This is a genomic window from Halapricum salinum (genome assembly GCF_004799665.1).
Lineage (GTDB): Archaea > Halobacteriota > Halobacteria > Halobacteriales > Haloarculaceae > Halapricum > Halapricum salinum.
In genome coordinates this window covers 2,315,252-2,335,862 of record NZ_CP031310.1, presented here as the reverse complement: position 1 = coordinate 2,335,862, position 20,611 = coordinate 2,315,252, and the positions used below count along the sequence as shown (strand labels likewise).

General features: G+C 67.1%; 4 protein-coding genes. All 4 read right to left on the bottom strand.

Going from position 1 to position 20,611, the window contains the following annotated elements; translation table 11 throughout:
* Positions 1-2 precede the first annotated feature (2 nt).
* The 4 genes from DV733_RS11430 to DV733_RS16970 are packed head-to-tail and all read right to left on the bottom strand — an operon-like array spanning position 3 to position 20,507.
* On the bottom strand, positions 3-2,216 hold the full coding sequence (locus DV733_RS11430) for a lamin tail domain-containing protein (protein WP_049994572.1): 2,214 nt from the start codon (positions 2,214-2,216) through the stop codon (positions 3-5).
* Positions 2,209-12,927 carry a hypothetical protein gene (locus tag DV733_RS11425; RefSeq protein ID WP_049994573.1) on the bottom strand — a complete coding sequence of 3,573 codons (10,719 nt, stop codon included), beginning with the start codon at positions 12,925-12,927 and terminating at the stop codon, positions 2,209-2,211. Before DV733_RS11425 ends, DV733_RS11430 begins: the two co-directional genes overlap by 8 nt.
* Positions 12,924-16,472 (bottom strand): hypothetical protein, encoded by a 3,549-nt coding sequence (locus tag DV733_RS11420; protein WP_049994574.1) that lies wholly within the window; start codon positions 16,470-16,472, stop codon positions 12,924-12,926. Before DV733_RS11420 ends, DV733_RS11425 begins: the two co-directional genes overlap by 4 nt.
* A 51-nt stretch (positions 16,473-16,523) precedes the next feature.
* Positions 16,524-20,507, bottom strand: coding sequence for a DUF6603 domain-containing protein (locus DV733_RS16970; protein ID WP_049994575.1), 3,984 nt, complete (start codon positions 20,505-20,507; stop codon positions 16,524-16,526).
* Positions 20,508-20,611 lie beyond the last annotated feature (104 nt).

Sequence of the window (20,611 nt, the reverse complement as noted above, 5' to 3'; positions counted from 1 at the left end):
TGTCACTCCCGCTCGTCCAGCACGTCGAAGCGCAGGCCGCTCGATAGCTGGGTGTCGCCGACGCGGCTCTGTCGTGAACTCCAGAGGTGGCTCGCGCCGTCGGTCCAGCGGGCGTGCTGATAGTGCCGGGTGACCTCGCGACCGCTGCGGGTGATCTCCTCGTCGTGGATCAGGTAGGTGTCCTCCCCGGGCGGCAGGAGTTCGTCCTCGGGCCGCAGGATCTCCCCGAGGGGGCGCGGGATCTCATCGATGTCCAGCCCGAGCGTCGAAGCGTCGAGCAGGAGTGCGCGTTCGAGTTTGAAGTTCCAGCCCTGCTCAGGGGTGAACGGGAACCAGTAGTCCGGCACGTCCGTCGACAGCCGGTAGTCCGCCAGCGCGTCGCTGGGCCGGGCGAGCAGTCGCTTGGCGACGGTACTGCCGTCGCCGTCCTGGACGACGACGGCCTCGGCGTCGGTCCAGGCCGAGGCTCCCTTCCCGGCACTCACGTCGTCTGCGTCGGGCGCGACGCCAGTGTATACACGGATCGTCTCACCAGCGTCGAGCGTCCGCTGGCCGAAGCTGTGGACCTCGCTCAGCGAGCCGTCGCTCTCGGTGTGGAGTTCGTGGCCGTCGATCACGAGCTCGTCTTCACCCGAATTAGCGAGTTCGACGTACTCCTCGTCCGGTTCCTCGGCAGCGGACACACGGTCGATCTCCAGGCGTGGAACCTGGAACTCCGTCCGATCGAGGGCCTGTCCGGTCGGGCTCTCGACGATCCGTTCGAGCGCGAACGCGAGGTTCGCCGTCTCGTCGCGGGCGAAGACGACCTTCTCGACCGGCTCGCTCGTCCGTGAATCCGCGAGCGTCGGCGGCACGAACAGTCCCGGCTCGTCGTGGTCCGGAAGATCGTGCATGTAGAGGTTCCAGTCGTCGTCTCGCGCCGGCTCGGCCGTCTCGGTCAGGCCGAACGAATCGGTGATCGTCAGATCGGTCAGCCGCGTGAGCGTCCCGACCGGCGTATCGAGGTCGATCCGGAACCAGTCGTTGCCGTACTGGGCCGCGAACTCGACCAGGAGCATCCGGGCCAGACTCGAGCCCTCGTCAGTCGCCTGAGAGATGTCGACGGTGCCGTCTTCCAGTTCCCACCAGCGATTGGCGGGCATCCCCGGGAACGAGATTTGCGTCGGCAGCAGCGTCTTCGACCGATTGATCGTCGAGAGGTTCAGCGGCATGTTCGCGAGGTCGCCGATCCCGACCTCCTGAGACGTGTCGAGGCCCGTCAGATCCGGCACGTCGAGCTGGCCGTCCTCGGTGAGCGCGCCTTCGGCCGGCGTCCCGCCCTCGTCGGGCGTCCCGAGACTCTCGGCGTCTTCGGGCGTCGAGAAGGCGTACCAGTCGAGGTGGCCGCCCTTGTACTCCGGCGCTTCGAACACCGTCTCGGTGTTTCCGGCGCCCGTCGTCACCGAGAATCGATATTCGAGCCGGGTCGGATCCCACGCCGACCCCGTTTCGACTGTGGGCTCGTCGTAGAGGTCGACGTACCACGCGTAGAACTCCTCGACGCACTCGTCGAACGCCCCGGTCCGGGACTCTCCGGTCGGCACGGGCAGCGCCCCGGCGCTGACGCCGGACCACGAACTCGCCTCGCCCGCGACGACGGCGTCGATGTTGCCGACCGCCGAGCGGATCGCCCGCGCGACCTTCGCGCCGTCCAGTGTCCGGCCGCCGACGAGTTCGACGTATCTGCGGTCACTCGACTCCAGTGGCTGGTCAGGCACGTCGAGAACGAGGTCGTCGTCGAAGTCGGCGGGTGCGAACTCGCCGTAGCCGGCCTCGGCCAGCGTCCGCCGGAACTGCTGGCCGGCTTCCGCGCGGCGGCGCAGCGTCGGGCCCTCGCCCGGCTGGTCGGCTGGCTCGGTCAGGACATCGTCGTCGGTCATGACCGGCTCGCGTTCGACGATCGCCTCCAGGGGGCCGCCGTCGTAGTCGAACGGGCCTGCTGGTCCGTCCTCGCCGCCGCGACCGCCGCCCTCGAGATCGACGCGCGTCAGTCGATCCTCGGCGATATCGACGTCGACGCGCACTGGTGAGCCGGCGTCCTCGCCCTGGAACTCGCTGACCTGCCACTGCCGGGAGAGCATCCACAGCGGGTCGCGGATCGGCGCGCGAAGCGCGTCGGGCATCTCGTCTCGTCGGGGCCGGGGTTCGAGTCGCGACCAGACGGTCCGGTCAGCCATCGAAGAACACCCCCTGGAGTTCGACCTGCAGTTGTGGTCGCAAGAGTGTGTACTCCAGTTGCCGGTCGTACCAGTCGAGCATCTCGAAGGCGACCGTCGGCGTCTCCGGCGTCGGATCCTGCTGGCGCGCGAAGTACAGCCCCGGGAACAGATACGAGGGGTCGTCGAGATCGCCCAGATCGACCGCCCGGCGTTTCATGTACTCGCCCGTCTCCGCGACCGTCGCGGCCAGGTCGTCCAGCGTCCAGCCGTCGTCGGGCGGCGTCGCTACCAGCACCGACTGTGGCGGCCGATTCCCGGGGTCATCGTAGTTGAGCGCGACCCCGGACGTCTCGCTATCGGCCGGGATGGCTTCGGACCACTCGTCGAGGAACAGTCCGGTGATCGGCTGGTCGACGGCTCCGGGCGTGAGATCGGGGCCGAACTGTGCGACCAGCGAGAGCTTGCCCGCGTCGGGATCGGCGTCGTCGACCCCGACCCACGTGTCCCCGGGTTCGTAGGGGACCTGTCCGACGGTCAACGGTTCGGTCAGCGTCCCCGCGATGGCCTCGGCGTAGGTCCGGGCCTCCCGGAAGTCAGCGACCGTCTCGCGGAACGTCGCACTCCGCTGGAGCAGCGTCTCCGCCGCCATCGCGTGCCCGTCGGGGATCAGCCCGTCGTCGGTGAACGTCGTCGCCAGTTCGGGGCCGTTCGAGGGCGTGAACGGCGGCAGCACGGTGAAGTCCTCGCCGAACAGCGCCTGCAAGCGGTCGGTCTGGGCCTCGACGCGCTGGGCCGGCGGCTGTGTCCCACCGTCGGTCGCCGCGCGTGGGTCCAGCGGCGCGGCCTCCTCCAGGCGCGCCCGGAGTCGTTCCAGCAGCGCCCGGGCCTGTTCGACCAGTGCGGCCTCGTCCTCGGGCGCGCCGCCGTCGGGACTGCGCGGGGTGCTCCCGAAGACGCCGTAGGAGGCCGCGACGGTCATCGGCTGGCGGAGGCGTTCGAGGACGATCCGGCGGACGGATCGATCGGCCTCGCTTTCCACAACTGGATCGATCGTCGTCGCGACGCTGTGGGCGTCGCTCGCGAGATCCGTGGTCGCCGCGGAGGCGTCGGCGTCGAAAGTCGCCTTCGCGGTCGACGCATCGGGCATCGAAGGCGGCCCGCCGCCCATCGTCGAGGCCAGCCCCTGGAGGTGGATCTTGAACGTCTCGAGATGAGTGTTGTCATCAACCGTCGCCAGCCCCTCGAACAGCACCGCGAGCGCGGGCAGATCGGTGACGACGCTAGCCAGGTCGTGCAGCGCGGTCGGCAGGTCGCCCGGATTCTCGACCGAGGCCGGGTCGTAGAGCCACGCGGTCAGTTCTTCGAGTAGCGTCACCGGCTCGTCGACGTGCTCGTCGATGTATCGCAGGACCCACGGCGGACCCGAGAGGAAGGCGTCGAGGTAGGCTGCGACCTGCTCGCCGCCGTCCATCCCGTGCAACACGGCCGCCGAATCGTGATGATACGACAGCAGCCACGGCGCGGCCCCGGCGTTGTACAGCGCCGGGTTGGCGAGCGTCCGCGAGATTCGGGCTCGCACGTCGCTCAACGAGGTGGTCGGCCCGTACCAGAAGCGCGCGTCGTCTGGCCCGCCCTCGCCGGTGACGTCGACGATCCGGTCCAGGCCGAGCTTGCTGATCGGCCCGACAGCCATGTCGAAGTGGCCAGCCAGCCCCGCGGGATCGATCCCCTCGACGGCGAGCAGGTCGTCGACGGCAGCGATGTCGTCTGTCGTGATCGGCGTCGCGGATGGGTCGGCCGCGTCGCGCTCGGCCTGGATTGCGTCGAACTCCGCCATCGAGAGCGCGCCCGCCAGCGAACCGCTCGCACCGCCGGCCGTATCGAACAGCTCCTGGCGGGCGCGGAGCCAGAGCAACTGCCGGAGGTTCGGGCAGTCGTTTTCGAGAGTTGACTGTGCGGTCGTGCTCAGCTCGTCGTCGACGACGCGACCAGTCGCGCTGTAGACGACCGTTCCGTCGACGGTGGCGACGATCTGGAACGGCGTCCCCGCGTCGACACCACCGAAGTCGAAATCGACGCTGAACGAGCCGTCGACGTCCGGCGTCACCGTCGTCTCACGCTCGAACCACGAGAGACCGTCGGTCCCCCACGCTCGGACGGTCGCCGTCGCCGTCGACCAGTCGATCTGGGGTTCGGAATCGTCACCCGACTCGCCGGTCGAGTCGTCACCGCCCGACGTGTCGTCACTGTCGCTCTCACTACCCTGGTCCGAACCGCCGACGCCGAGCGCGCTGCCGACGATCGTGACTGACTCTAGGTTCTCGGCGTAGTAGGTCGTCCCCGCGTAGTCGGTCTCCGGGAGGTCAGCCATGTCAACGGTCGACTCGGGCTGCTCGAACGTCGCGTCGGGGATCGACGTCTCCAGCTGGCCACCCGGCGGGAGCCAGGTGATCGGGGCGCCGCCTGCAGCACCGCCAGCGGTGTCCTCACCCGTGTCACCATCGTCGCCCGTGTCGCCATCGCCGCCGTCGTCCTCTTCGTCCGCATCTGGAACCTCGGGAACGGTGACTGGCTGGCCGAGGACACCCGAGATAGACTGCCCACTCTCAGATTCGACGGTGACGTCAGCCCGGACGGCGTTCGGATTGGCCAGCCCGGCGGGCAGGGTATCCAGCAGTGTCGACAGTTCGGATCGGATCGCACCGGCGTCGATTCCAGTCGTCGTCGTCTCGGCGTCGGCCAGCGGGACCTCGTCGTCGACAGCCTCGATCGCGTCGACGAGATCGGTCGCCTGCTCGGTCACCGTCGGCTCGGGAATCCTGAAGGCCACGTCCGAGACTGGCGAGGTCTCACCGGGGAGGGTCACGCCACCGCCGAGACCACCCCAGGACCCGCCAGGGTCGCCGCCGGGCAGTCCGCCGTCGGCACTGGCAGTCTGGGTCGCCAGCAGGTCGTCGACACCGTCGCCGACGGCGTGATCGCTGTCCAGCACCGAGAGTCGCTCGTCGATTTGCTCCGCGACGTCGAGCAGCCGGTCCTGCGCGGTATTCGCTCGGGTTTCGAGCGTGTCGGCCGTCGAGACGTCGTAGCCCTCACCGCGGGCGTCGGTCGGATGAGCGAGATCTTCCGCAGTCGCGGGTCGGCCCGTCTGGACGAGTTCACGTAGACTGCGCGCCAGTTCGAGCAGGTCGGCCATCGCGACCGCACCAGGGGAGACGGTCTCGGTGAGTTCGAGTTCGATCTCGGCGTCGGCGGGTACGGCTGGACTGGTCGGCCGATCCCGCACCAGTGCGTAGACGAGGCGCTGTTCGAGTTCCGAACGGGCCGGCTGGCGCTCCGCACCGAACAGCAACAGCACGTCGAGCGATCCCAGATCGAGATCCGAGAGCGCGACGTTCGTCTCGTGGGTCTGCTCGGTCTCGATCTGGGTGCCGTCCTGATCCACGGTGGTCTCGGTCCAGCGGTAGGTCGCCAGACACTCGACGTCACTGCGCGCTGGCAGCAGTTCCTCGATCCAAGCCGCCAGTGCCGGCTCGGCCGCCGAGCGTGGGCTCGCGCCACTCTGGACGGCGGGTGTCCCGAACAGGAGACACTGGCGATGGGTCAACCCGGTCTGGCTGCGCGGCGTCCGCGCGATATCCGGGTCCGGCAGGGGATCGCCGTCGGCCAGCGCTGACACCGATCCACCGGCCGCCTCGTAGTTGCCCTGGCCGAGTTGATGGACACTCTCGGCAGTCAGGAGGTCCCCGGCCGCGTCGACGTCGTCGGTCAACTCGGCGACGATGGCGTCGATAGCGTCGTAGTCCTCCGAGCCGACTGCCGGTAGTTCCTCGCCGTGGCCGAACGGATAGTCGTCCCAGTTCTCGACGAGTTTGCGCCCGTCGACGACGTCACGCTTGGCGAGGTCTTGCTGGCCCTCGGTCTTGCCCTGGATCTGGGACTCGTCGGGGCGAGTCAGTTTGCCGATCTTCGCCGGGAACGCCGTCCGGAAGACGTGGGCGTACTGCATCACGTCGGCGTCACTCTCCAGCGTTTCCTCGCGGAGGCGACGCTCGAAGCGATAGCCCAGCAGTTCCGCCAGCGACTGGCCGCGACGGACACCTCGGATGAGTCGCAGCCCCGCACGGACGCGATCGGCCGAGAGATCGATCGCTAGCACGTTCTCGCCCTCGTCGGCCTCGTGGGCCTCGTAGCCGCTGCGCAGCACCGCTGCGGTCGTCGCGTGTTGTTCGGAGGGTGCGTGAACGTACTGGGGACCGTCTCTGCCTTCGACGTCCGCCGAGAGATCCTCGACGAAGCCGTAGCCCCCGACGTACAGCCCGGGATCCGATTTGACCCGGGGTGAGAGGATCGAGGTATCGGTCAACTGCTCTCTGGTCGCGATCTGTCCACCCTCTCGAAGCGCGTCGAGATCGATCGTCCCGCCCTGGGAACCACCGGACTGCTGGTCGCTGGTGCCGCTACGCTCCCCGGAGGTGTCACTGCTTCCAGACACGTTGCCGAGGTCGCTGTCGAAACCACGGAAGCCGCCGTCGGATCGGGAGTCGTCGTCGGTCCCACCACGCGAAATCCTGATGTCCATGTTCGCGATCGCCGCGGGGTCGAACTGTGTCTGGACGGTCTCGCCGGAACTGTCGCTCCCGCCGGAATCGCCGCCTGAGACGTCGGTATCGACGTTCGAGACGTCGGCTTCGATGTCCGTCGACACGTCGGTACCGACCGAGCCCGTGGCCTCGCCGCCGCCCGAGCCACGCGACGTTCCAGCCCCGCCGAAGCCCCCCTCGGGTAACGTGACGTTCGACAGCAGTCCGGGATCGAGCGTCGCACGAGGGGCGTCGCTGCCGCCGCCGCTCCACTGCTCGTGGTCGAAGCCGGCCTCGGTATCGTAGCTGCCCTGAGACTCCCGGAGTTCGAACAGGTCTTTCGTAGCCAGCGAGGTCCACCAGGCGTCCAGGCGGTGGCTCGCGAGGTCGAGCGTCTCCCGGGCCAGCGTCGCCATCTCGGCCGGCTCGACGCCGCCGAGATATTCGAGGCTATCGGTGAACTCGCTCATCCGCGGGTCGATCGAGGTCGTCGACGTGTAGTTCAGCGCCGCGTCCTGGAGGGCGTCGGCGTAGTCGTAGCGGTCGTACGTCGAGGTGAATCCGTGCTTCGAGTAGTTCGACACCGTCGGCTCCGGACTCCCGATGTTGGGATGCGCGTCGAGCGCTGTCGGGGTCTCGTCGCGCAACGTCGACAGCGGGCCGTCGTCGCCCGGACCGTAGTAGGCCGGGTCCGGCCAGGCCGCGGGCACGTCGTCGTAGGCCAGCCCCAACCGACGGCGGGCCGTGACGTACTCCTGCAGCATCCCGTACTGCAACAGCAATCTGAGCAGCGATCGCAGCGCCCCCGAGTCGTTGTGTTCGGTCTGGTTCTGTGCGAACTGGTAGTACTTCGACCGCCCGGGGAAGTTCGCCCGGGCATTTTTCACGAGTTCGTCCACGAACGCCGTGGGATCGTCGGCGTCTTCGAGCGCGTTGACGATCGCTCGACGACTCTCGGCGTCGGTCATGCCGCCCCAGTCATCGATATCCTCGATTGCGTCGGCGTTCAGCGCGACGTTCTCGGGCTTGATCAGTTCGATCTGGGAGAGCATCTTGACCTCCGAGAACGTCGATTCGAGCAGGATGTCGACGAACTGGCCGATATCGGCGTCGACCATCTCGTGCGGTTCGATCGTCCCCTGCCGGCTGTAGGTCAACATGTAGTTGTAGAACTCCTGGATGTCCCGCGCCGAGGAGGGCTCGTAGTCGTTGATCTCCGCCCGGGAGATGTCCTCCAGCCGGAAGTGGCCGATCCGGGGGTCGAGATCGATCCGGCCCTCGCACATGTCGTAGACCAGATCGCGGATCGGCGAGCCACCGCCGTACCAGTAGCGAACCAAATCGTTGACGCGGTCGGCGTGGTCGATCGATTCGGCCGAGAAGGCCATCGTCTGCTGGCGGATATCCGCCGAGATACCCTCGCGCTTGAGTGCGTCAAGGACGCCGCTCTCGTCGGTCGGCCCCGCGAACGGCAGGCCCGCAGCCGCATCGCCCCACAGTTCGCCGAGACCGCCCAGTCTGCTCTCCAGATCACGCGGGAGTTTGTCGTCGATCGACAGTGGTCGGACGACCGGGACGCCGGCCGTGACACCGCCGTCAGGCTGGCCGGCCTGTCCCCAACCGGCCGATCCGTCCCCTGGGCCGCTGTCAGCCAGTTTCGGCAGCTTGGGAATCGCGGGGTCGAAACTGAAAGAGTAGAGGTCGCGTTCGGCCTGCTCGGGGTCTTCCAGCACCGTCGCCGCATACTGTACTCCGTCGAGTGCAGCGTCGGCGACCTCGTCGACGCCGGCCTCGCCCTCGGCGACTTCAGTCGCAATCTGGTCGACGTCGACCCCGGCGACGTCGAGTTCGACCGAGTTGAAGCCGGCGTCGAGCAGTTCCTGCGGGTCGAACCCGTGATCCAGCAGGTCCTCGGCCTTCGCTCCCGCCTCCTTGAGACGGCGAGCGTCGACCCCTGCGTCGGCCAGTGATTTCGGATCGACGCCCGCGGCCCGGAGCGCGCGCGGCTCCATCCCGGCGGCGACGAGCTGGTCTGTCGACAATCCCGCGTCCTTGAGCTCGCCCGCAGTGTAGCCCGCGGCGACGAGCCCGGCAGCGCCCAGTCCTGCCTCCATGAGCTGGTCTGGGCCGTAGCCCTCCGCCCGGAGCTGTTCGGGCGGATGGCCAGCAGCGAGCAGGTCGCTCACGTCACGGCCAGTACCTTCGAGGGCAGCTCGATCGACGCCGGCCGCCGAGAGTTCCTCCGGCGAGAAGCCGCCGTTGAGCAGTTCCTCGACGGTATAGTTCGACTCGAGCAACTCCCCAGCAGTGTAGCCAGCCTGTCGGAGCGAGCCGGCTGCCTTGCCCGCATCGCGGAGGGTTCCGGCGTCGACGCCAGCGTCGCGAAGCTGACTCGGCCGTGCCCCACCCTGTGCGACACCGAGTGCGTCCGCGCCGGCCTGGAGGAGATCCATGGCCGCGAATCCGGCCTGGACGAGTTCCTGTGCCGGGATCTCACCGCCCGAGAGGTCCTCGACGGCCGCGCCGAGCCGGGCCAGTTCCTGCGGTGACGCACCAGCTTCGAGCAGGTCGGCGATCGGGATCGTCCCCTTGGCCGCGAGTTCGACGACGTCCATCCCGGCGTCGACGAGTTTCTTCGGCGCGAGGCCCGCCTCGACCAGCAACTGGGGATCGACGCCGGCGTCGACCAGTGCCTTCGGCGAGAGTCCCTGTTCGAGCAGTTCCATGGGCTTCAGTCCCGCCGAGAGCAGATCACCGAACACCGCCCCCACATCCGCGAAGGCCTCAGGCAGAATCCCGGCTTCGGCCAGCGCGTCAGGGGTCACGCCGGCCTCGATGATGTCTTCGGGCGAGACCTTCCCCGACAGTACTGCCGCGGGCGTGATCCCCGCAGACTCCAGGGAGTCGGGCGTGATCCCTGCGTCGCGGAACGACGTGGGCAGCAGGGCGTCGGCGAGATTCTGGGTATCCAGGCCAGCCTCTTGAAGGCCCTCGACGCCCAGATCACCGTTGAAGAGCTGCTCGACACCGACGGCCTGACCAACCTGTTCGGGCGTGATCCCGAAGTCGACCAGTTCCTGTGGCAACAGTGCCTCTGCAAGGGCCTCACTGGTCACGCCCGCAGCCTCCAGATCCGCAGCCGACACCTGCCCGTTGAGCAGGTCGACCGGCGAAACGTCGGCGTCTTCGAGCGTCTTTGGCGTGATCCCCAGATCGCGCACAGCCTGTGGTAACACGACGTCGGCGACCGCCCGCGTCGAGAGACCTAATTTCTCGACCTGCTCGGTCGTGATCTCGCCGCGCAGGAGCGCACCGGGCGTGACACCCGCGCGTTCGAGCGCCTGTGGGGTGATCCCGAGGGATTTGGCCTGTCGCGGGAGTAGTGCTTCGGCGACCGCCTTCGTGGTGATCCCACGCTCCGCGAGTTGTTCGTCCGTTACTTCGCCACGAACGAGTGCGCGGATGGTGAGTCCCTGCTGTTCGAGTTCGTCGACCGGCACCCCGGCCGATTTCAGCCGTGAGCGCGTCGCTTGCGAGGTCTTCAGCAGACCGATCCCGTCCTGGGTCAGCGCGGCGGGCGCGACGCCGCTCTGCTGGACGATCGTCTTCGGGTCGACGCCGCCGGCCAGCAGGTCGTCCGGCGACGCGCCCGCATCGAGAAGCTCGTCGGGTTTCGCGCCCGCGTCCAGCAACAGCGTCGGCTCGACGCCGCCGTTGACCAGCGTGGACAGATCCGTCCCGCGTTGCTGGAGGTCCGAGACCGACTGGCTACCCAGTTCCAGATCCGCGATCACCTGCTGATCCAGTACCGAGATATCGCGCTCGGTATCGACTGCCTTCGTGGGTAAGATTCCATAGGGTTGTGGGCCGACCCGGAGCGCCGGGAGGGGGCCTCGCCCGCGGACGTAGCGCACGAAGTGTCTCCGGTAGGCGTCGTGCCACAGCATGAGCTGCGAGAGTCGATCCCGGCGTTGCGAGCCCTGGAGGTTTTCGGGCATGCCGCCGCCGAAGATCGACGGATTGTCCGTCAGGTCGTTGTGGATCATCAGGTCCTGGAAGAAGTAGCCGAGCGTGGCCGGCCACAGCGCCGAGTTCATGTGGCGGGCGTCTCGCTGCTGGGTTCCGCCGGCGTTCTCGACGTGCCCGAAGACGTGATCCTCGTCTGTGTCGATCGCCAGCGCCCGCGCGAGCAGGTCGCCGTCGCTACGGTCGCCGGTCTCGACCAGTGGTTCGCCCGCCTCGATCTGCATGCTTTCCAGCGGGTCGTCTTTCGCTGTGTAGCCCGAGGACTCGTCGTGATTGTTGGTCGGTGTCCCCTGTTCGAGAAATTCGATCCCGTCAGTGTAGTGGTGGGCGTCGAGGAGCTCTGTCACCGCGTCCGGAGTAGTCTCGGCGTCCATCGAGGCCTTCACACCGAGCACCGTGAACGTCGAGAAACCGCGGTGTGGGTCGAAGCCGGACAGTCCCGACAGCCGCAGCCGCATGCCCATCCCCACGCTCTCGGCTTCCTCGAAGTCGACCATCCACTCGGTGCCGTCCGGCGCTGGCGAGTCGCTGGCCTGACGTGCGAGGTCTTCTGCGGCGACCGACTCCGGGCTGGGACCCATCGGCAGCGGCTCTCTGATTGGGTCGCCCTCCACGGCTGCTCGCTTGGTCTTGCCCTTCGGAGTCTCCCACTCGGCGATCGCGATCCAGCGATCGGGCAGCAAGGCCGCCCGGGGCTGCTGGGTCCAGGAGACGGGCCGGCGCGGGACCTCCGGGAACGAGAGTGCTGGTACCTTCGTGGGTAGTTTATTGGTATCACCCGCGTCAGATCCGCTCTGAGAGCTTTCGCCTTCGGCTCCGTCGTCGCCCGTTTCGCCCGTGGTCTGGCCGCCATCGCCACGCAGGTCCTCGTCGACGGACGAGCGCTCAGTAGTTGTCGTGGTGTCGTCGCTCTGGTCGACCGAATCGTCGCCGACCTGCAGTGACGACTCGTCGAACTGTGTGGCGGAGCCACCGATCTGGTCGAGAAGGTGATCGTCGCTGATCTGACTGGTGATGGCGTCGGTGTCCAGCTGCTCGGCGAACGCGCCGGGGTACATCCAGTTCGGCCCCCCTCCCCCACCACCCGACGGTGGCTGCGGTGGGGCGGGCGGGCGAGTCAGCAGATCGCCAGCCAGTTCCTCGTCGTCGGGTTCGAGCGCGTGGACGACGTAGGCCGCCCGCTCGCGGCCGAAGCGATCGAGTAGCTGTTTCCAGGCTCGCTCCTTGAGTTCGCGATAGCGTTTGTAATGGGCCTCGGAGAAATCAGTCGGGTCGATGTCGGCGACCAGTTCCCGGAGTCGCTGGTTCGGCAGCCGATTCTGCAGGTATGCGTCCGAGGGGTTGCTCGGGACGACGTCCGGATCCGGGTGGCGGGCGTACCACAGCGTCGCCCAGAAGTTCTGCCCCCAGCGCACCTCGTCGTCGGTCAACTCCTCCTCGTGGGAGTCGCCGTGGATCTGGTCGGGGTAGACCCGCACGAGCAACTGCGTCAAGTCGTCCTCTTTCGCACCCGCGTCGTCGACGAACCGCGTCTCCATCCGCACGGGCAAGAGTGCGATGGGCTGGTCGTCCATCTCTGGCAGCGGCTCGTCGATATCGGCGTACGCACTCGCGAGTTCGCTCTGGAGGGTGTCGGCTCGCGTCTCGCGGGCAGCGATCGCGGCCTCGATCGCGATCCCGAACAGCGTCACGAGCTGTTCGAGCGTCGTCGTGTCGATCGCCATCGGGCCCCCAGAAGGCTGGAGGACGTCTGTGACTGCCGACTCGACGGCCGACCAGCTGCCGCCGTCGACGTACGAGGCGAGTGCGCTCGCCACGGCGTCGGCGTCGGTCGTGACGGCCCGCCCCTGCTGGAAGGCTGCCTGAACAGTTAGGTCGCCGTCCAGCACTGGGTTCGTCAGAAAGTCCAGCGCTCCCCGGCGGTCGTCGCTGTCGCCGCCGAGCCGTTGCAGGGAGTCGATCGCTTCGGCCACAGCCGCGTTCTCTGGTTTGTTTCGCACGAGGGCATCGAGTGTGGTCGAGAGATCACCGTGGACCGCGCGGAGTCGCGGGAGTTCGTCGTCGGCCCGTTGCCAGGCGGCCCGGGCGTCGTCGACCGCGCTCCAGGAGCTGGTGCTCATAGATTCCCTCCGAGATCGACGATCGTCGCGGGTGTGTCGATCTGCACGTTACGCCAGTCGGTCTCGTCTGTCGGCGGTTCCTCTGGGATCATGTCGTCTGCGTGGATACTGATTCGAACCGGCAGTTGCCAGGTCGCACGGGCCATGTGCGCGCTGTTGAAGCCCCAGCGCGTCGGGGGCGTGTCCGTCACGTCGTCGGCGTCGTAGGACCAGTTCTCTGCGCCGGGACGCGAGCCGTCGACGTCGACGTGGGTCACCGACGAGGGATCCTCACCCGACTCGACGATGTGTGCCCACGAGAGTCCGCTCCAGCCGGTCTCGACCTCGTCTTCGAGTTCTTCGCTCGGGGTTCGGGGCGTTCCCGGCTCGCTGGAGACGATTCCGTAGGGCGTCTGCCCGATATCCGCCTCGGTCCCGACGTCCATCCCGAAGCGCGTCTCGGCGGGCGGTTCCTGCAGGACGAAGAACCACCCCTCGTCCGGGTGGTCGTCCGGCTCCGTCGCGCCCTCGTGGTAGGGGTCGTACAGCGCCTCGTCCGGCGAGAGGTCGAACCCGAAAAAGGTGATGTCCGGATCGAGCGTCCCGCGGAAGACGGGGAACTTGACGTCCTCGCCAGCGTCATCTCGGGTGACGTGGGTGTTCGGCAACGCCGGCACGCGGTCGGGCTCCTCGCCTTCGTCGGGGTTGTCCTCGGCGACGGCCTTCGCGACGAAGATGTCCGTATTGGGATAGCGCCGCAACAGCTCCCCGCGGATCAGCAGGACGACTTTCGCGTGGTTGTCGTGGGGGCTGTTGATCCCGAGAGCGTTCTCGTCCCAGGTGTGAATCGGCGTGATATCGGCCAGTTTTTCGGGATCGTCACTGTCGATTTTGGGGTTGCCTTTGCGATCCCAGAACCGCCGGAAGTACGTCCCAGCACGGTCAGTCGGGAAGTTGCGCCACTGGAGCTCGCGGGCGAACTCGTGGTTCAGTCCCGTCATGAACGCCTCGATGAACTCGGGGTTGGTCTGCAGGACACCGATGCTGTTTTTCGGAATCTCGCCCGCACCCGGCAGGAAGTACTCCTGGTTCAGTTCGGCAAGCAGTTCGTAGGTCGTGTCCGTGAACGTCGGCGCGGCCATCACGTCCTCGACGGGGTCGTCCCGCTGGCGCAGTTGTGGAATCCCAATGACCTCGGCGGCATGCTCGGGCAGCGTCACGGTCGGGTCCAGCCCCGAGATGACCGACGTTCGCAATTTTTCTTTCGAGGGCAATTCAACCTGTTTGGGTTTCGACTGGCCGATCTTCGGGACCTGTGCCGTCTCACCCGAGAGGAACTCGTCGCCGGCAGTCATCGACATCGTCCGCATCGTCGTCGCGGGACGTCCCTCCATGGACTCTCTGAGGTCCTCACTGGCACCCTGGAGTTGATTCACGGCCTCGCTGGCTCTGTCGAGGTGCCGTCGGATCTCCTGCGGTGGGTCGCCGGCCGCAAGCGACGCCATCGCGGCTTGCACTGCGCCTTCGAGTTCGCGCTGGGCGCGATGGAGCGCCTGGAGGCGCTGGTTGGCAGCCGCCCGATCGAACGAATCGGCGAGGCGCTCGGCTCGTGGTTCGGTCAGCACCTTCGCGACCGCTCGCGAGAGCGACTCGAACGTGTTTCGACGGAGATTTTCGCAGTGATCGAGCACGGTCGGCGCGGTTTCGACGAGGTCCCGGACGGTCTCGATATCGTTTCGTCGCACTGCCATCGAGAGGTCGGTGATTGCACCGTCGGCCGTCCCGGCGTGGGCGTCCAGACTATCCAGCGCCGACCACGCGCGCTCGATGTCCGGCCCCGGTTCGGGCAACTCCTCGTCGTCTTCGAACGGTGTCGCTGGCGGGGCGCCGGCACCCTCCTTCCCGGCGGCCTCGGCGTGCAGTGATCCGCTCATTGGTTGCATCGCCCCCTCAGCGGCCGCACCTGCCGACTCGCCATCCCCGGCCAGCATCTGCTCGGCGCTGAACGAGAGGCCGTCGGTCAGTCGCGGAATCCGGCCGGTTTCGAGGTGGGTCGCGAACGTCGCCGAATCGACCGACGTGCCCGGCCGGCGGGCCAGGGGACCGTTCGAGCGGGTGATCCGCCGGAACGCTGGCGAGGACAGTGGCGTCGGCATGTCCGTTTCGAGTGCTGTGCCGTGGACCGTCTTCGTTCCAGTCTCGACGTCGAGCAACATCCCGTGGACGGGCGAACTCATCCCGAGCAGCGAGCCCGTCGAGTACGACTCCAGCTTCCGGTGGCGGAGTTCGAGGATTCCCTTGCCGAGCTGAATCCGTCTGAGGAACCGATTGGCGATATCGAGGTCGCCGAACTGCTCCCAGGCGCTGGTCATCAGCCGCTCCTGTTCGTTCTGTATCACCAGCGTCCCATAGCCCGCGGCGATCCTGTTTCGCGGGTCGCTGTTGAGCGTGTTGAACCACTCCGGATAGTAGTAGATCGACGTGTCAACGTCAGGGTCCTCCAGCTCGGGCACACCCGCGTGCCAGCGGCCGTACAGCGGCGGGCCGACCGCGCCGTAGTCGGTCTCTTCGACCACGTCGTTGGGCGTATTCAGAAGGTCTCTGAGTTCCGATCGCATGTCCGAATCGTAGGTGTCGGGCTCTGCGCCGATCGATTTCAGCGCGCCGCCGATTCCGACCGTTCCCGTGTCCGTCGCCTCGTCGTAGGGCAGTTTCAGGTCCACAGGACCGGGGTTGCTGACGTCGATCGGCCGGAAACCGATGTTCGGGCCGAACTCGACCGAGTCGAGTTCGCGCGCCAGCGACTCGAAGTCGCCCTGTGCCGAACTCGTGAAGACCCACGAGTGATAGACTGGCAAGCGAACCGAGTCCTCCCCATCCCAGGCCAACTCCATCGATCCTCGTCCGTCGGGATAGGGGTCGAGCCCCAGCCCGGCTCTCCGGCCGGGTTCGAAGGTGGGCACGACGCAGGCGCGATACTTGGTCTTCGGGTCGAGATTCCGTGGACACAGCAGTCGTGACTTCGTGGCCGTCGAGCGCGAGCCGAACACCGACTCCGGGTCGTGGCTGCCGACGACCTGTGCGTGGGCCCACGCCCAGGACTCGCTGACGTCGGGCAACTGGTCGGTCGGCGTCTCCAGCACCGGCAGTGGCCCGGTGCCCGCAGGCTTGTAGGACGTGTTCTGGACCTCGACGACGACGAGACACAGCCACGGCCGGTTGCGGCCCTTGCCGTCTGCTCGCCGGGGGCTGAACAGCCACGGGAGTTGCGGGCTGTCGAACTCGACCAGCGGGAAGTAGTTCGGCGGGAACGCCGTCGTCTCGGGTTCGGGTTCCATCCGGACGATCTGGTCGGTGTCGAGGTTCGTCACCTCGCCCGGGCCATAGAGCGTCAGTTCGACGCCCGGATTCTTCGTGGTCGTCCCCTCGGGTCCAGTCGCAGTCAGTTCGAGATCGATCTGTGCCGACCCGCTCGCCGGGATCGTCCCGCCGGATTTCGAGAACGTCTCGGATGGCCGATACCCCTCTCTGACAGTCGGATAGAACGTGAACGTGGAATTACTCATGTGAAACCTCCGTCGCCGCAGTGGCGGGTCGTGACAGGCAACGAGTCGCGCTCATCGACTCCCACCCCCCTGACCGTCGGTCGTCGCCCGGCTGGCTTTGACCACCCGGAGTTGGGCGGCGGCCGACGGGAACTGACTCTCGTACCGCGAGAGCGCCCGCTGGGCCTGTGATTTTGACATCTCGCCGTCGGCGGTCGGGATGTCGACCTGCGTGAGATCGCTCGCCCTGGCGACGACGTAGCTGGTCTGGCCCATCGAGATCGAGCCGGCCAGCCCGCCCGTGTCGGGATCGCTCCCGCCGCGGACGACCGACTCCTCGCCGTCGTCTCCGCTCACTGTGGCGACCGCACCGCCGTCGACGGCATCGACGATCGCCTGATCGATCTCGCTCAGCCGAAACCGGTGATTCCCGACGTTGCGTGCCGGCGAGTGGGCCACAGCACCGACGTCCGCGAGCGCCATCACCTGCTCGTTGGTCATCCCCGAGATCGCAGAGAGACCCTCAGCTCGGAAGCGGCCGAGTTTTGCGAGGTCGGTCCCCCAGTTGTCCTTGGTGCGGTCGATGACAGAACACTCGTAGCCGAACTTCGTCTGGCGACGGTTGCGATCGCGCTTGCCCTCGGGGAAGCCACAGTAGATCCCCGCGTGGCGCATCTTCCGGCCAGCGGGGTGTTTCTCGAAGGAGGGGCTGTTCATCTTCTCCGAGTCGCTCATCTTCGAGAACTGCGCGGGCGCGAAGTCCTCTTTCGTGGTCGCGTCGAAGTCGATCGCGGCCGATCCCTCAACTGTGACGTCGGTGATCTCGAAGTTCGTGTACCCCGAGGGCGTCGCGTTGCCGAACGTCTCCAGTTCGTACTGCAGCGGCGCGATCGTCTGTCTGACGCCGATCTCGCCCATCGGATGAGCCAGCACCTCACCCTCGCCCGCTTCGACTTCGCGGAAGGTCGCCCAGCTCGCCCCCGACTCCGGCAGTTGGGCCGTCCAGTTGGCGGGCTTGTTCAGCGCTTTCTCGATCTTCGGCAGGACGCGAGCCGGCGGCAGCTCCTCTTTGTCCTTCGAAGGCCCGATCGTGACGTCAGCCTTGATCTTGATCTCGATGAACAGGATGTTGATCTTGATCGTCCCCTTGATTCGGAACGGCCCCGGCCCGGAGAGCGTCCCATCGATCGATATCGACAGTCCCTTGCCCTTGATCGTGACCGAGAACGACGCGTGGAAGTCGACGATGAACTTGAACGGGTTGAACTGGATCAGCGCGTCGAAGGACAGCTTGCCTTCGATCTTGGCGGGGCCGGCCTTCGCGAGGGCGTGGACGCCCGCACCGGCCTGAACGGTGTTCGAGGTGACGGCGAAGTAGCCCGTGAACTCGATCTTGGGGTTGCCGCCGGGCGCGCCCAGATTGGCCGTCACGCGCTTGAGTTCGGGGAAGTTCTTCGGCGGGTCGTAGCGGGGGTTCCAGCCCCCGACCGACAGCAGGAACCGCGGATCGTCGCCGTAGTTCGAACGCATCGCCATGTCGCCGCTGACCGTCCACATGACGATCCGTGAGTCGTACAGCGAGGCGTCGATCGCGACCTGCTTGTTCGGCGGGTCCAGAAAGCCCGCGACCGACAGATTGAGTTCGATCAGCGGCGCTTTCTCGTCGGGCAGCAGTGCCGAGAGTCGCCCGAGCAGTGCGATCTTCCAGGTCGGGACTTCGAGGACGACCGCCAGATCCGCGGTGATGAGCGTCGGCGTCCCCCAGCCCAGTCTGGCCATCGGGCCGAAGACGTGAGTGCCCTCGTTGGGCGGGAAAATCGCCCGGAGGTCGCTGATGATCCGCTGGGAGTTGGCGACGGGGTTCTGTGGAAAGAGGACGGAATCCATCGACCCCGTCCGGGCGGCCTTGCCCAGCGGCTTGCGCTTCATCGAGCGGTTGACCCCGACGATGCCGCCGACGCCGTTGAGCGTGAACCCGAAGCCCAACTGCACGGGCGAGAACTCCCCGGAGATGATGAGGAGGAGCGAAAAGCCGTCCTCGCCACCAGGGAGTTCGGTCGTGAGCAAGCCGACGGCGTTGATCGTCAGGCTGCCAGCCTTGATCTGGAGGACTCCCGCGTAGCGTTCGTTCTCGTAGTCGAACTCCAGATAGCCGCCACCGGAGACCGCGCCGGCTTCGATCGATATGCCGACGCCCTCCGGGGGCTTGAACGCCATATCGAGCTGTGCGGGACCGAGGTTCCCGCCGTCCTCGGGGAAGGAAACCTCGCCCTCGACACCCATCCGCTTGACCGTGGCCTTGACCGGCCCGAGTTCGACGGTTCCCGAGGCCGCACCCTGAATGATGACGGTTCCTTCCTTGAGATCGACGTCCGCGCTCGCCGAGGCGTCGACGTCCGCGTCGGCATCGACGCCTCCACCACCGCCAGCGCCGCCGCCTCCACCACCGCCAGCGCCGCCGCCTCCACCACCGCCAGCGCCGCCGCCTCCACCACCGCCAGCACCTGTTCCGCCAGCACCGCCAGCACCTGCCCCGCCGCCCCCTGAACTGGCACCGCCGTTGTCGGGTTCGAGGGCGGCGTAGATTTCCTCGAGGAGGAGCGGCCCCAGCTGTTTTTGCTGGGCCAGGGACATCTCCAGGGTCCCACCGCGCTCGAAGTAGAACCCGGATTCGGACGACCAGCCGACCGTGGCGTCGAAGTCGTAGGCGACGCCGTCGGGGACGACCTTCTTCAGGAAGCCGCCTTCGGGTTTGACCTGGATCCGCCCGCGGGCGGGAATCTCGACCACGAACACGACCGTCTCGCCGTCGTAGTCGATCTTCGCGTGAGTCTGGAAGTACCGGACGCCGATTCCAGTCTTCGAAGGGTCCCCGAGGATCGGCGTGATATCTGCCTCGCCTGATGGTTCGTAGGTGAGTCTCGCGTCGGCGTGGGCCTCTCGCGCCACTGGTGCGGAGGCGTCGAGATCGAGCATTTCGGGCTCGACCTTCCCGCTCGTGTCGGCCGTGATCTTCATCGCCCAGTTGGCATTGCCCGACACCTTCGCGTTGAACGACCACCCCGAACCGAGATCCTCGCTGACCTCGGCCTGCCCGCTGGTGAACGGCCGAATCGCCAGTCCGGGAAGCGAATCGTTCTCTCCCGGTACCGGGATGATGTGGATCCCCATCTCGCCGCTCCCGCTGCTGTCGGAGACGGTGAAGACATTGATGTTCAACTGTTTGTTCGCGATCTCCGCGGAGGGGCCGGTGACTGCGGGACCGCCTCCGCCGTTGCCGCCTGCCCCACCACCGCCGGTTCCGCCGTTACCGCCGCCTCCCGTCCCGCCTGTGCCGCCGTTCCCACCGCTACTACCGCCGCCAGTGCCGCCGTTACCGCCGGTCCCGCCGTCGAGGCCGTCGATGACCTGCTGGACCTCCTGGGCGGCCTCCTGGAAGGCGGCGTCGAGTCCGAGCGCGCTGACGACGCCTTTGACGTAGAAGAGGACGACATAGGGTTCGAACTCCTGACTCCCCCAGTTGAAGAGGTCGCCGACGAGGTCTTTCGGGCTGGCGAAAACGTTGGCGAACGCCGAGAGTTCGAGGTCGCCGACCGTTCCGGGGCCGGCCTCGGGCTTGACGACGCCGATGATGACCAGCAGGCTGTGGGCCGCCGGGTGCTCGTCGGCGAGGTACGTGATAAGGAGGTAGTCGAAGACGCGCTCGCCGATGGCGTCGACGTCGGGGTCCGGGGCCTCGATGTCGTCGAGATTCTTGATCGTCTCGAAGATGTCCTTGACCGCCTCGAACACTTCGTCGACGTTACTGAAATCGGGGGTGTTGCCCTGCGAGAGCGGGTCGATGATCGCCGACTCCAGGGTGGCGTAGGCGCCGGTGATCTTCTGGATCTCGCTGACGACGGCGTCGACTTTGACGTCCAGAACCTCGTCGGTGAGGCCCATGTCGTCCAGAAGGTCCGGGACCGTCCCGTTGTTGGCGGCGTCGCCGATCGGCTCCATCACTTTCGCCAGTTCGGCGAGAATCACCTCGTCCGTGCTCGGCTCGTCGTCGCTCATCGGCCTGCCCCCGCTCTGCCGCGTTCGTCTCGCGTCGGTACTGTCGCCGTGTCGCTGCTGTCGATCATTGTCTCCCCTGAAAGTCGCTCACGGTGTCGCCCGGT